Annotated in this window: 10 protein-coding genes; 3 read left to right on the top strand and 7 right to left on the bottom strand. The window is 70.7% G+C overall.

Going from position 1 to position 13,348, the window contains the following annotated elements:
* From alaS to IEY71_RS09185, 4 genes are all read right to left on the bottom strand, one after another.
* The gene (gene alaS / locus IEY71_RS09200) at nt 1–2,658 is read right to left on the bottom strand and encodes an alanine--tRNA ligase (protein ID WP_189084897.1); all 2,658 of its coding nucleotides are present in this window, start codon (nt 2,656–2,658) and stop codon (nt 1–3) included.
* Between the two features lie 68 nt (nt 2,659–2,726).
* Nucleotides 2,727–2,921: a hypothetical protein gene (locus tag IEY71_RS09195; protein ID WP_189084896.1), complete on the bottom strand. Its 195-nt coding sequence runs from the start codon at nt 2,919–2,921 to the stop codon at nt 2,727–2,729.
* Between the two features lie 147 nt (nt 2,922–3,068).
* Nucleotides 3,069–3,692 carry a 30S ribosomal protein S4 gene (gene rpsD, locus IEY71_RS09190; protein WP_189084895.1) on the bottom strand — a complete coding sequence of 208 codons (624 nt, stop codon included), beginning with the start codon at nt 3,690–3,692 and terminating at the stop codon, nt 3,069–3,071.
* A 180-nt stretch (nt 3,693–3,872) separates the two neighbouring features.
* The gene (locus IEY71_RS09185; RefSeq protein ID WP_189084894.1) at nt 3,873–5,390 is read right to left on the bottom strand and encodes a replication-associated recombination protein A; all 1,518 of its coding nucleotides are present in this window, start codon (nt 5,388–5,390) and stop codon (nt 3,873–3,875) included.
* 113 nt (nt 5,391–5,503) lie between these two features.
* On the opposite strand from IEY71_RS09185, the gene IEY71_RS09180 reads away from it, so the two are divergent.
* The 3 genes from IEY71_RS09180 (at nt 5,504) to IEY71_RS09170 (ending at nt 8,274) form a co-directional block, all read left to right on the top strand.
* Nucleotides 5,504–6,283, top strand: a complete 780-nt coding sequence (locus IEY71_RS09180; RefSeq protein WP_189084893.1) for a peptidylprolyl isomerase — start codon at nt 5,504–5,506, stop codon at nt 6,281–6,283.
* Between the two features lie 120 nt (nt 6,284–6,403).
* Entirely contained in the window at nt 6,404–7,636 is a 1,233-nt protein-coding gene (locus IEY71_RS09175) for a DUF349 domain-containing protein (RefSeq protein ID WP_189084892.1), read from the top strand.
* A 95-nt stretch (nt 7,637–7,731) separates the two neighbouring features.
* A complete protein-coding gene (locus tag IEY71_RS09170; protein ID WP_189084891.1) occupies nt 7,732–8,274 on the top strand; it encodes a type IV toxin-antitoxin system AbiEi family antitoxin in 543 nt (180 codons plus the stop codon).
* Nucleotides 8,275–8,283: 9 nt separating this feature from the next.
* On the opposite strand, the gene IEY71_RS09165 is transcribed toward IEY71_RS09170, so the two are convergent.
* The 3 genes from IEY71_RS09165 to secD all read right to left on the bottom strand — a co-directional run bounded on the left by IEY71_RS09165 (nt 8,284) and on the right by secD (nt 13,329).
* Nucleotides 8,284–10,530, bottom strand: coding sequence for a RelA/SpoT family protein (locus IEY71_RS09165; protein ID WP_189084890.1), 2,247 nt, complete (start codon nt 10,528–10,530; stop codon nt 8,284–8,286).
* A gap of 67 nt (nt 10,531–10,597) precedes the next feature.
* A complete protein-coding gene (secF, locus tag IEY71_RS09160; RefSeq protein ID WP_189084889.1) occupies nt 10,598–11,602 on the bottom strand; it encodes a protein translocase subunit SecF in 1,005 nt (334 codons plus the stop codon).
* Nucleotides 11,602–13,329, bottom strand: a complete 1,728-nt coding sequence (gene secD, locus IEY71_RS09155) for a protein translocase subunit SecD (protein ID WP_229781605.1) — start codon at nt 13,327–13,329, stop codon at nt 11,602–11,604. Before secD ends, secF begins: the two co-directional genes overlap by 1 nt.
* Nucleotides 13,330–13,348 lie beyond the last annotated feature (19 nt).

Raw genomic sequence — 13,348 nt, 5'->3', positions numbered from 1 at the left:
CTAGCGGCCGAGCTCGTCGCGCACCGCGGCGAGGGCCGCGGGGATCGCCGTGACGTCCGTGCCGCCACCCTGGGCCAGGTCGGGCTTGCCGCCGCCGCCGCCGCCGAGCACGCCGGCCATGCGCTTCGCGAGCGCGCCGGCGTTCGCGCCGGACTCGCGGGCCGCCGGCGAGGTCGCGACGATCGCGAGGGGCTTGCCGCCGACCTCGGCCGTCAGCGCGACCACCGAGGCGGCGTCGCCGAGCTGGGTGCGCACGGAGAGCGCGAGCGCACGGAGCTCGTCGCCGGAGCCGAGGCCGCCGACGTGCTCGGCGACGAGGAGGACCTCACCCGTGCGCACCGCGGTCGCGGCCAGCGCGGGGACCCGCTCGTTCAGCGCCTTCGCCTCGTAGGCCTGGATCTTCTTCTCGGCCGCCTTCAGGTTCGCCACGAGCTCGCCGACCCGGTCGACGAGCTGCTCGGGACGGGTCTTCAGCGAACTCGTGAGCTCGCCGACGAGCGCCCGCTCGGCCGCGAACTGCCGGAAGGCCTCGATACCGACGAGCGACTCCACGCGACGGTTCGTCGCACCGACCGAGGACTCCCCGATCAGGTTGATCATGCCGACCTCGGCGCTCGTGCGCACGTGCGTGCCGGCGCAGAGCTCGCGCGACCACGGGCCGCCGATGTCGACCACGCGCACGACGTCGCCGTACTTCTCGCCGAAGAGCGCCATGGCGCCCAGCGCCTTCGCCTCGTCGAGGGGCAGTTCGCGGGTGACGACCTCGAGGTTGTCGCGGATCGCGGAGTTCGCGATCTCCTCGATCTCGGTACGGGTCTCGCTCGAGAGCGCCGAGTTCCAGCCGAAGTCGAGGCGCAGGTAGCCGGCCTTGTTGAAGGAGCCGGACTGGTGCGCGTTCGGTCCGAGCACCTGTCGCAGCGCCGCGTGCACGAGGTGGGTGCCCGAGTGCGCCTGCGTCGCGCCGCGACGGTAGTCCTCGTCGACGAGGCTCGTCGCGGTCTCACCGACGCCGACCTCGCCGCGGACGACCCGCACGGTGTGGCTGATCAGGCCCTTGACGGGGCGCTGCACGTCGAGCACCTCGAGCTCGAAACCGTCGCCGACGATGCGGCCGCGGTCGGGCGCCTGTCCGCCGGACTCCGCGTACAGCGCGGTCTCGGCGAGGATGACCTCGGCGGTCTGGCCCGCCGTGGCGCGCTGCACCGGCCGGCCGTCGACGAGGAGGCCGAGCACGCTCGACTCGGTCTGCAGCTCGGTGTAGCCGGTGAAGATCGTCTCGCCCTTGGCGCGGTAGTCGGCGTAGACCGAGAGGTCCGCGAGCACCCGCTTCTTCGACTTGGCATCGGCCTTCGCGCGATCGCGCTGGTCCTTCATGAGGCGGTCGAACTCGCCGCGGTCGACGCGGAGGCCCGCCTCGTCGGCCATCTCGAGGGTGAGCTCGATCGGGAAGCCGTAGGTGTCGTGCAGCAGGAACGCGGTGTCGCCGGCGAGCTCGGCGGAGCCCTGCTCCTTCGTCTTCGTCACCGCGACGTCGAGGATCGACGTGCCCGAGGCGAGCGTGCGGAGGAAGGTGTCCTCCTCGCCGAGGGCGAGCTGCTCGAGGTGCGCGTAGTCGGTCGCCACCTCGGGGTACGCCGACTTCATCGCGTCGCGTGAGGCCGCGAAGAGCTCGTGGAAGCTCGGCCCCTCGACCCCGAGCAGGCGCATCGCGCGGATCGAACGGCGGAGCAGCCGCCGCAGGATGTACCCGCGGCCCTCGTTCGACGGCGTGACCCCGTCGCTCATGAGCATGAGCGAGGAGCGCACGTGGTCGGCGATGATGCGCATGCGCACGTCGTCCTCGTGCTCGGCGCCGTAGCGCCGGCCGGAGAGCTCCGCTGCGCGGTCGAGCACCGGGCGCACCTGATCGATCTCGTACATGTTCTCGACGCCCTGCTTGATGAACGCGACGCGCTCGAGGCCCATGCCGGTGTCGATGTTCTTCTTCGGCAGCGGGCCGGCGACGTCGAAGTCCACCTTGGAGCGCACCTCGCTCAGCAGCTCCTGCATGAACACGAGGTTCCAGATCTCGATGAACCGGCTGTCGTCGACCGCCGGGCCGCCGTCGCGGCCGTACTTCGGGCCGCGGTCGAAGAAGATCTCCGAGCTCGGACCGCCGGGGCCGGGCTGGCCGGTGTGCCAGTAGTTGTCCGCCTTGCCGAGCCGCTGGATGCGCTCGGCCGGAAGGCCGATCAGCTTCTGCCACAGCTCCGCCGCCTCGTCGTCGGTCTCGTAGACCGTCACCCAGAGGTCGCGCTCGTCGAAGCCGAGACCGCCGTCGGCCTCGGAGCGGGTGAGGAGCTCCCACGCGTAGGTGATCGCCCCCTCCTTGAAATAGTCGCCGAACGACCAGTTGCCGAGCATCTGGAAGAAGGTGCCGTGGCGCGCGGTCTTGCCGACCTCTTCGATGTCGTTCGTGCGGATGCACTTCTGCACGTCGACGGCGCGGGGATACGGAGCCGGGACGACGCCGGTGAGGTAGGGCACGAACGGCACCATGCCGGCGACCGTGAAGAGCAGGGTGGGATCGTCGGAGACGAGCGAGGCCGAGGGGACGACGGTGTGCCCGCGCTCGGCGAAGTAGTCGATGTAGCGACGGCTGATCTCGGCAGTCTGCATGGTTCCGTTCCGGGTCGTTGCACCCCGCGACGCGGGGTGAGAACTGTGCGCGCGAAAGGCGCGAGTGGTCAGCGCTCGTCGGTGCCGGCGGCGCGGAGCTCGGCGTCGCGCTCGTGGTAGCCCTCGGCGATGGCCTGGCCGAACGCCCTGGCCTTGGCGTCGACCGACTCGAAGAACTTGCGGCCCTCGGCCGTCTGGTTCACCTGGTGGGCCACGACGAATCCCGCCGCGATGCCCGCGACGAACCACAGCACGCTCTTCACCGATTGCTCCTCTGGTCGAACTCTGTTCGAGGGACCTCGGCCCCTGACGCTTCCGTCCAGTCTAAGCGAGCCGAGGGCCCGCCCGCCGGGACGACGGAGGGGCCGCGGGCGAACCCGCGACCCCTCCGGCCTGCACGCGACGCTGGGTCAGCGCGCGGCGTAGTACTCGACGACGAGCTGCACGTCACAGGTGACGGGGACCTCGGCGCGCTTCGGGCGGCGCACGAGGGTCGCCTCCAGCTTGTCGATCTGGACCTCGAGGTAGCCCGGGGTCTTGGGCAGCACGTCCACGTGACCGCCGGCAGCGGCGACCTGGAACGGCTCGGTGCCCTCGGAGCGCTGCTTGACGCCGATGTGCTGACCGGGCTTCACGCGGAACGAGGGGCGGTCGACGATCTTGCCGTCGACGAGGATGTGGCGGTGCACCACGAACTGGCGGGCCTGCGCGATGGTGCGGGCGAAGCCGGCGCGCAGCACGAGGGCGTCGAGACGCATCTCGAGCAGCTCGACGAGGTTCTCACCGGTCTGGCCGTCGATGCGCTTGGCCTCGTTGTAGGCGATGCGGAGCTGCTTCTCGCGGATGCCGTACTGGGCGCGGAGGCGCTGCTTCTCGCGGAGACGGACGGCGTAGTCGCTGTCGGCCTTGCGCTTGGTGCGGCCGTGCTCGCCCGGGGCGTAGGGGCGCTTCTCGAGGATGCGCGCGGCCTTCGGGGTCAGGGCGACGCCGAGCGCGCGCGAGAGGCGGGTCTTGCTACGTGCACGATTCGACACGAATGGTCCTTTCGGAGGTTCTGAAACGGGGTTCCGGCGCGCGACAACGCGCTGGAAAGCTCTAGTCAGAGGGATTCGCCATGGGCCGACCGGCTACAGGTCGCGCCACTTCGCCGTCGGAGATCGCGCAGCCGCACGCGAAAACCTGGCTTCAGGCCATCAGCAATCGTAGCACGGGGCTCAGTCCTCGCCGCGCACGATGCGCCGGAGCTTGGCGAGCCTCGCCGAGAGCTCGCGCTCGTGGCCGTGCTCCGTGGGCTCGTAGTACCGCGCCCCGCGCAGGGTGTCCGGGAGGTACTGCTGCGGCACCACGCCGATCTCCGCGTCGTGCGGGTAGCGGTAGCCCTTGCCGTGCCCGAGCCGCTTCGCCCCGGCGTAGTGGGCGTCGCGGAGGTGCTTCGGCACCCGGCCGGCCTTGCCGGCGCGGACGTCGGCGATCGCCTGGTTGATGCCGAGGTACGAGGCGTTGGACTTCGGCGCGGTCGCGAGGTGCACGACGGCCTGCGCGAGCGGGATGCGCCCCTCCGGCATGCCGATGAGCGCGACCGCGTCGGCCGCGGCGACCGCCACGCCGAGGGCCGTCGGGTCGGCCATGCCGATGTCCTCTGAGGCGAGCACGATGATGCGCCGGGCGATGAACCGCGGGTCCTCGCCCGCTTCGATCATGCGCGCGAGGTAGTGCAGTGCGGCATCGACGTCGCTCCCCCGCACCGACTTGATGAACGCGCTGATGACGTCGTAGTGCTCGTCGCCGTTGCGGTCGTAACGGAGCAGCGCGCGGTCCACGGCGCGCGCGACCGTCTCGGCGGTGATCGTGGGCTTCGCCGGCGCGGAGGCGGATGCGGCGGGGCCGTCGTCTGCGGAGTCGGCGGCGGTGTCGTCGGCGGAGTCGTCGGCGGAGTCGTCGGCGCTCGAGCTCGACGCCTCGCCCGAGGCATCCGCCTCCTCGGTGGAGGACGCATCGGCGTCGGTGTCAGGCTCGGCCGCCGTCTCCGCCTCGGCCTGCGCGGCGGCGAACTCGCCGATCGCCGAGTTCGCCGCGGCTTCGAGCGCGGTGAGCGCGCGGCGCGCGTCGCCGGAGGCGAGGCGCACGATCGCCTCGCGCGCCTCCGGCTCGAGCACGAAGGCGTCGGCGAGCCCGCGCGGATCGCTCGCGGCGCGATCGACGAGCGTGCCGAGGTCGTCGTCGCTCAGCAGCTCGAGCGTCAGCAGCAGCGAGCGGGACAGCAGCGGCGAGATCACCGAGAAGGACGGATTCTCGGTGGTCGCGGCGACGAGGATGACCCAGCCGTTCTCGACGCCGGGCAGCAGCGCGTCCTGCTGGGCCTTCGTGAAGCGATGGATCTCGTCGAGGAACAGCACCGTGGAGAGCCCGTAGAGATCGCGGCTCGACTGCGCCTCCTCCATCACCTGGCGGACGTCGCGCACCCCGGCCGTGACCGCGGAGAGCTCGACGAAGCGTCGGCCGGAACTGCGGGCGATCGCCTGTGCCAGCGTCGTCTTGCCGGTGCCGGGCGGCCCCCAGAGGATCACCGAGACGGAGCCGCTCGTGCCCGCTCGGTCGCTCGCGAGCGCCACGAGGGGCGAGCCCGGGCTCAGCAGGTGCCGCTGACCGGCGACCTCGTCGAGGCTCGTCGGACGCATGCGCACCGCCAACGGGGTCGCGCCGGAGCGCAGCCCCGTACCGGTGTCCACCATGCCCTCCAGCGTAGCGACGCCCGCCGACACGGCGTCCCGCGGCGACGCGGTGATTGGCACGGTGCGGGGCGCTTGCGTAGAGTCGGCTCGCAGGAGTCCCGAGAAGGAGCAGCGTGGCATCGAACGACCGTCAGGCGCGCGAGGAGCGCGCGAGGCTTCGCACCTACCAGGCACGGCAAGAGGTCCACACGCGCAAGCAGCGCCGGCGGACCCGCGACAATGTGATCGCGGTGCTCGCACTCGTCGTGGTCCTCGTGCTCGCCACGGCCGCGCAGCTGTTCTACTTCAGCGGCGGCCCCGGCGCCCCTGAGGCGACGCCGAGCGAGTCCCCCGCGGCCAGCGAGCCCGCCGGCGCGAACGAGGGCGACGTGCCGTCGGCCGAGCTGGCCGAGGGGCGCACCTGGACGGGCACGCTCACCCTGAACGGCATCCCGCTCGGGGTCGAGCTCGACGGCGCGGCCGCGCCGCAGGCCGTCTCCTCCGAGATCAGCCTCGCGCAGTCGGGCTTCTACGACGGCGTCGGCTGCCACCGGCTCACCACTTCCGGGCTGTTCGTGCTGCAGTGCGGCGACCCGAACGGCGACGGCACCGGCGGCCCCGGCTACAACTACGGCCCGGTCGAGAACGCGCCCGCCGACAACGTGTACCCAGCCGGCACGATCGCCATGGCGCGGCAGACCGGGAACGGCTACAGCCAGGGCAGCCAGTTCTTCCTCGTCTACGAGGACACGACGCTGCCGACCGACGCCGCGGGCGGCTACACCGTGCTCGGCACCGTGACGAGCGGGCTCGACGAGCTGCGCGCCGCGGTGATCGACGCGGGGACGGCCGACGGCGGCGGCGACGGCGCGCCCGCCGTGCCGGTCACGATCGACTCCTTCACGCTGCAGTGACCGGCGCGGGCGCTCCCGAGCGCCTCCGCGGGACCGGCATCGCGCGCCGGAGGTGCAATAGGCTTGATGTCGCACCGCCGCCGTCAGGCGGCATCTACCGACCTACGACAGGGTGAGGCCGTGACCGAATCAGATCAGCAACCGTGGGGCCGCGTCGACGAGACGGGCACGGTCTTCGTTCGGACCGCCGACGGCGAACGGGCCGTGGGCGAGTACCCCGACGGCACCGCTGAGGAGGCCCTCGCCTACTTCGAGCGCAAGTACGCCGACCTGGCCGGCGCGGTCGGCCTGCTCGAGCAGCGCGTCCGCCGCGGCGCCCCCGCGGCCGACGTGGCCAAGGCGGTCGCCGCCCTGCAGGAATCCGTGACCGACGCCCGGGCCGTGGGCGACCTCGACGCGCTCCGCAGGCGGCTCGACGCCCTCTCCGGCACCACCCAGGAGCTCAGCGAGCAGCAGCAGGCCGAGGCCAAGGCGCAGCTCGCCGAGGCCATCGCCGAGCGCACCGCGATCGCCGAGGCCGCAGAGGCGCTCGCCGCCCAGGACCCCGCGAAGACGCAGTGGAAGCAGACGTCCGCCGAGCTCGACGCCCTCTTCGCCAAGTGGCAGCAGCACCAGCAGAACGGCCCCCGCCTGCCCAAGAACGAGGCGAACGAGCTCTGGAAGCGGTTCCGCACGGCCCGCTCGACGATCGAGTCGCACCGCAAGGCGTTCTTCGCCCAGCTCGACAGCGCCCACCGCGAGGTGCGGGCGCGCAAGCAGCAGCTCATCGAGCGCGCCGAGGCGCTCGCGCCGCGTGGCGCCGACGCCGTCGGCGACTACCGCGCCCTCCTCGACGACTGGAAGGCGGCCGGCCGCGCCGGCAAGAAGGTCGACGACGCGCTCTGGGCGAAGTTCAAGGCCGCGGGCGACGTGCTCTTCCACGCGAAGGCCGAGATCGACGCGCGCGACGACGCCGAGTACCGCGAGAACCTCGAGCAGAAGCTCGAGCTCATCACCGAGGCCGAGCAGCTCCTGAGCGAGAAGGACCCCAAGCGCGCTCGTCCGGCGCTGAACGCGATCCAGCTGCGCTGGGACGAGATCGGGCGGGTCCCCCGCGATCAGGTCCGGGTGATCGAGGATCGCCTGCGCAAGGTCGAGACGCACGTGCGTCAGCTCGAGGACGAGCGCTGGCAGCGCGAGGACCCCGAGAAGAAGGCCCGCTCGGAGGGCATGCTCGGCCAGCTGCAGGACGCCATCGCGAAGCTCGAGTCCGAGCTCCGCGACGCCGAGGCCGCCGGCGACGCGAAGGCGATCGCCGCCGCGCGCGAGGCGCTCGAAGCTCGCCAGGCCTGGCTCAAGGCCGTCGGCGGCTGAGCACCGGTCCACCGATCCGACCCTCGGCCGGGGCGTTCTCCACAGAACGCCCCGGCCGTCGTCGTTCTCGGCGCCTCCAGGGGCAGACTCGCAGGATGCCCCGCCTCCCCGACGTCCTCGACATCACCGAGTTCTCACTGCCCGAGCTCTGCGCCGCTCGGCTCGACGGCGAGCTCGTGCCCGTGCTCGACCGGTGGATCGCGATCGATGCGCCCGACCTCCCCTCGGTGCGCGCACGAACCCTCGGCGGCGCACCCGACGGCCCCGCGATCGCCGGCTGGTCGGCTGCGTGGGTGCACGGCGCGACACCGGTGCCGCCGTCCATCGCCGAGTTCTGCGTCCCGCACGGGGCGCGCGTCGCACGGTCCCGCGATCCACGGCGGCTCATCCGCGAGGTGACGATCGCCACGGAGGACCTCACGATCGCGGGCGGATGCCGCTGCACCTCCGTCGAGCGCACGGCCTTCGACCTCGCGCGTGATCCCGGCTACGACGATCGGCGGCTCGCTCCGGTGCTCGCGAACCTCCTCGGTGCGGATCCTGCGCTCCCCGCGCGCCTCCGCGAGCGCTTCGCCCCCGAGCGGCGCGTGCCGCACCGTCGACTCGCCCTCGCCCGACTCAGCCGCCTGAACGTCTGAGCCGCGGGCTCAACCGTCGCTGACGCGGTAGACGTCGTACACGGCGTCGATGCGGCGCACGGCGTTCAGCACGCGATCGAGGTGGGTGGTGTCGCCCATCTCGAACACGAAGCGGCTGAGCGCGAGCCGGTCGGTGGAGGTCGTGACGTTGGCCGAGAGGATGTTCACGTGGTGCTCGGAGAGCACGCGGGTCACGTCCGAGAGCAGTCCCGCCCGGTCGAGCGCCTCGATCTGGATCTGCACGAGGAAGACGCTCTTCGAGCTCGGCGCCCACTCGACGTCGATCATGCGTTCGGGCTCGCGCAGCAGCGACTGCACGTTGTGGCAGCTCGCCTGGTGCACCGAGACACCGGCTCCCCTCGTCACGAAGCCCACGATCTCGTCGCCCGGCACCGGGGTGCAGCAGCGGGCGAGCTTCACGAGGATGTCGGGCGCGCCCCGCACGAGGACACCGGAGTCGCTGTTGCGCGGCAGCGGTCGCGACCGCACCGGGATCGCGAGCTCGGGCTCGTCCCCGCCCTCGACGTCGCGCACCAGGGCGACGACCTTCTCCAGCACCGACTGCGTGGAGACATGCCCCTCACCGACCGCGGCGTAGAGCGCCGAGACGTTCTCGTAGCGCAGCTGCGCGGCGACCTCGGCGAAGGACTCCTGGCTCATCAGCTTCTGCAGCGGCAGGTTCTGCTTGCGCATGGCGCGGGCGATGGCGTCGCGGCCCTGCTCGATCGCCTCGTCGCGCCGCTCCTTCGTGAACCACTGCCGGATCTTGTTCCGCGCCCGCGCGGACTTCACGAAGTTCAGCCAGTCCTGGCTCGGGCCGGAGTCGGGGTTCTTCGAGGTGAACACCTCGACGACGTCCCCGCTCGAGAGTTCGCTCTCGAGCGGGACCAAGCGCCCGTTGACCTTCGCGCCCATCGTGCGGTGGCCGACCTCGGTGTGCACCGCGTACGCGAAGTCGATCGGGGTGGCGCCGGCGGGCAGGCCGACGACGCGCCCCTTCGGGGTGAAGACGTAGACCTCCTTCGCACCGATCTCGAAGCGCAGCGAGTCGAGGAACTCCCCCGGGTCGGCGGTCTCGGCCTGCCAGTCGGAGATGTGCGCGAGCCACGCCATGTCGGTGCTGCTCTGCTTCTCGTCGACGCGGCCGCTCGTCATCCGCTCCTTGTACTTCCAGTGCGCGGCGACACCGTACTCCGCGCGCTGGTGCATGTCGTGGGTGCGGATCTGGATCTCGACCGCACGCCCCTTCGGACCGATCACGGTCGTGTGCAGCGACTGATAGAGGTTGAACTTCGGCGTCGCGATGTAGTCCTTGAAGCGGCCGGGCACCGGCGTCCACCTGGCGTGGATCGCGCCGAGCACCGCGTAGCAGTCGCGCACCGAGTTCACGAGCACGCGGATGCCGACGAGGTCGTAGATCTCGTCGAAGTCGCGGCCGCGCACGATCATCTTCTGGTAGATCGAGTAGTACTGCTTGGGGCGCCCCATGACCTTGCCGCGGATCTTCGCGGCCTTCAGGTCGTCGTTCACGAGGTCGATGACGTTCTGGACGAACTCCTCGCGCTGCGGGGTGCGCTGCTTCACGAGGCTCTCGATCTCGGCGTAGAGCTTCGGGTACAGCACCGCGAAGGAGAGGTCCTCAAGTTCCCACTTGATGGTCTGGATGCCGAGGCGATGCGCGAGCGGCGCGTAGATCTCGAGCGTCTCGGTCGCCTTGCGCGTGGCCGAGGCGGCGGGCACGAAGCCCCAGGTGCGGGCGTTGTGCAGGCGGTCGGCGAGCTTGATGATGAGCACGCGGATGTCCTTGGACATCGCGACGATCATCTTGCGCACCGTCTCGGCCTGCGTCGAGTCGCCGTACTTGACCTTGTCGAGCTTGGTGACGCCGTCGACGAGCATCGCGATCTCGTCGCCGAAGTCGGCGCGCACCTGGTCGAGGGTGTAGGAGGTGTCCTCGACAGTGTCGTGCAGGAGCGCCGCAGCCACGGTCTTCGAGCCGATGCCGAGGTCCGCGAGGATCTGCGCCACGGCGACCGGATGGGTGATGTACGGCTCGCCGCTCTTGCGCTTCTGGCCCTCGTGCGCCCGATCGGCCACCTGGTAGGCGCGTTCGATGAGCGCGAGGTCCGCCTTCGGATGGTGCATGCGCACCGTGCGGAGCAGCGTCTCCACGGCCCCCGAGGGCTGTGCCTTGGAGAAGATCCGCGGCACGAGACGGCGCAGCGACGCCGTGGAGTTCACTCCCGTCTCGGTCATCTCAGCACCTCCAGGGTTCCATTCCTACCACTCTCGGAGCCCCCTGGAGCCCGCACGGCGGCCCGGGCTACGCTTCGACGGCGACCGACGATCCCGCCCGCTCGCGCTCCTTGAGCACCTTCTGGTCGTGGCGCTTGATCGCAGGCTCGCCCTCGCGGAGCTGCGAGTACAGCGGCGCCGCGACGAAGACCGTCGACCAGGTGCCGACGAGGATGCCGATGAGCAGCGAGAGCGAGATGTCCCGCAGCGTGTCGGCGCCGAGGACGCCCGCGCCGATGAACAGGATGGCCGCGACCGGCAGCGCCGCGATGACGCTCGTGTTGATCGAGCGCACCAGCGTCTGGTTGACCGCCAGGTTGACCGACTCGGCGAAGGTGCGCCGCGATTCATCCCCGTCGTCCGCGGTGTTCTCGCGGATCTTGTCGAAGACCACGACGGTGTCGTAGAGGGAGTAACTGAGGATCGTCAGCACACCGATCATCGCCGCCGGGGAGATCTCGAAGCCGACGGCCGCGTAGACGCCGACCGTGACGATGAGGTCGCCGATGAGCGCGAGGATCGCGGCGAGCGACATCTTCCACGTGCGGAAGTAGATCGCCATGATGATGCCCGCGAGCAGGAGGAACGCGATGAGGCCGACGATGGCCTGTCTGGTCACGTCGGCGCCCCAGCTCGGCCCGATGAAGCTCGAGGTGACCTCGCTCACCGGCACGTCGTACGCCTCGGCCAGCGCGGCCGAGACGTCGTGCGAGTCCTGCTGCGAGAGCTGGTCGGTCTGCACGCGCACGCCGCTGTCGCCGACGATGGTGACCTTCGCGGTGGCGTCCGGCACCACACTCGCGACGGCCTCGGTCGCCGGCTCCGCCGTGGCGTTCTGCACGTTCGTGATCTGGAACTGCGAGCCGCCGAGGAACTCGATGCTGAAGTTCACGCCGCGCACGAGCGGGACGACGATCGACAGGATGACGAGCACCGCCGCGATCACGTACCACTTGCGTCGTCCGCCGACGAAGTTGAACGAGCGCTTGCCCGTGTAGAGGTCGTTGCCGAAGGTGGTGAGACGGCTGGCCATCAGGACTCCTTGCCTTCGCTCGTCGAGCTGAGCTGTTCGGCGGCCTTGCGCTCCGCGATCGTCTGGCGGCGCTGCGCCTCCTTCGCGCTCGACGCGGCCTTCTTCGCGGGCACCGAGGACGGCTTGCGGAACTCCGCCCGGCCCCGGTAGACGGCGCCGAGCGCGTTCGGGTCGAGGCCCGACCACGGATTGCCGCCCGAGAAGAAGCGGGTCTGCGCGAGCAGCTGCAGCATCGGGTGCGTGAAGAGGATGACGATCACGACGTCGATGATGGTCGTGAGCCCGAGCGTGTAGGCGAATCCCTTCACGCTGCCGACCGCGAGGATGAAGAGCACGATCGCCGCGAGCAGGTTCACGCCCTTCGAGGCGAGCACGGTGCGGAAGGCGCGCTTCCAGCCCGCCTCGACGGCGCCGACCAGTGGTCTGCCGTCGCGCAGCTCGTCTCTCACGCGTTCGAAGTAGATGATGAAGGAGTCGGCCGTGAAGCCGATCGCCACGATCACGCCCGCGATGCCCGCGAGCGAGAGCCGGTATCCCTCGCGCCAGGACAGGATCGTCAGCATCAGGTAGGTGATGATGCCCGCGATGATGAGCGAGGCCACCGTCACCGAGGCGAGGGCGCGGTACTGGAAGATGCTGTAGAGCACGACCAGGATGAGACCGATGAGGCCCGCGATCAGGCCGTTCTGCAGCTGCTGCGTGCCGAGCGTCGGCGAGATCGTCTCGGACGACTGCACCGTGAAGCTGATCGGCAGCGCGCCGAACTTCAGCTGGTCGGCGAGCGCCTTCGAGGTCTCCTGCGTGAAGGAGCCGGTGATCTGCGGGCGGCCGTCGGTGATGACGCCGTTCATCGAGGGCGCCGAGATGACGGCGCCGTCGAGCACGAAGGCGAACTGGTCGCGCGGGGTCTGGCCCTTGAGGCCGTAGAGGCGCGTCGAGACGTCGGCGAAGGCCTTGGTGCCCTCGTCGTCGAAGACGAGGTTCACCGCCCACTGACCGGTGGACGCGCCGTTCTGCGTCGTGACGACGCCGTTGGTGGCGTCGACGATGTTCGCGCCGCTCACCTCGACGGGACCGAGGATGTACTTGGCCGTGCGGCTCGCGTCGCAGGTGACGAGGGGCTCGTCGGCCGGCGCGACGTTGGCGTCGGGGTCGTCGAGGCTCGAGCACTGGAAGGTGTCGAACTCGTTCTGCAGCGCGGGCGTGATCCACGAGGGGTCGCTCGGGTCGGTGGGCTCCACGGTCGGCGTGGCCTCGAGCGCGGCGTCGTCGCTCGGCGCCGGCGATTCGCTCGGGCTGATCGACTGGTCGGTCGCGGCGCTCGCGAGCAGCACGGGGCGGAGTTCGAGCTTCGCCGACTGCTCGATGCGGTTGCGCGTCTGCTCGTCGAGCTCACCGGGGATGCGAACGACGACGTTCGAGCCCTCGGTGTTGATCTCGGGCTCGGCGACGCCCGAGGCGTCGACGCGCTGGCGGATGATCGACACCGCCTGGTCGAGCTGCTCCTGCGAGGCGGTCTGCCCCGACTCGAGCTTCGGCTCGAGGATGATCTGCGTGCCGCCCTCGAGGTCGAGCGCGAGCTTCGGCGTCCACGACCCGCCGCCCCAGATCACGCCGGCGGCGTTGATCGCGAACAGACCGACGATGATCACGCCGAGCCAGCTCAGCGACCGCCAGGCCTTGCGAACGGGGGTCGGCCGTGATGACCGCTTCGGTGCTGCAGCCACGTGCTCTGCTTTCTCTGCG

It is taken from the genome of Agromyces mediolanus (genome assembly GCF_014648575.1).
Taxonomy (GTDB): domain Bacteria; phylum Actinomycetota; class Actinomycetes; order Actinomycetales; family Microbacteriaceae; genus Agromyces; species Agromyces mediolanus.
This window is presented reverse-complemented; position numbering and strand designations above follow the sequence as displayed.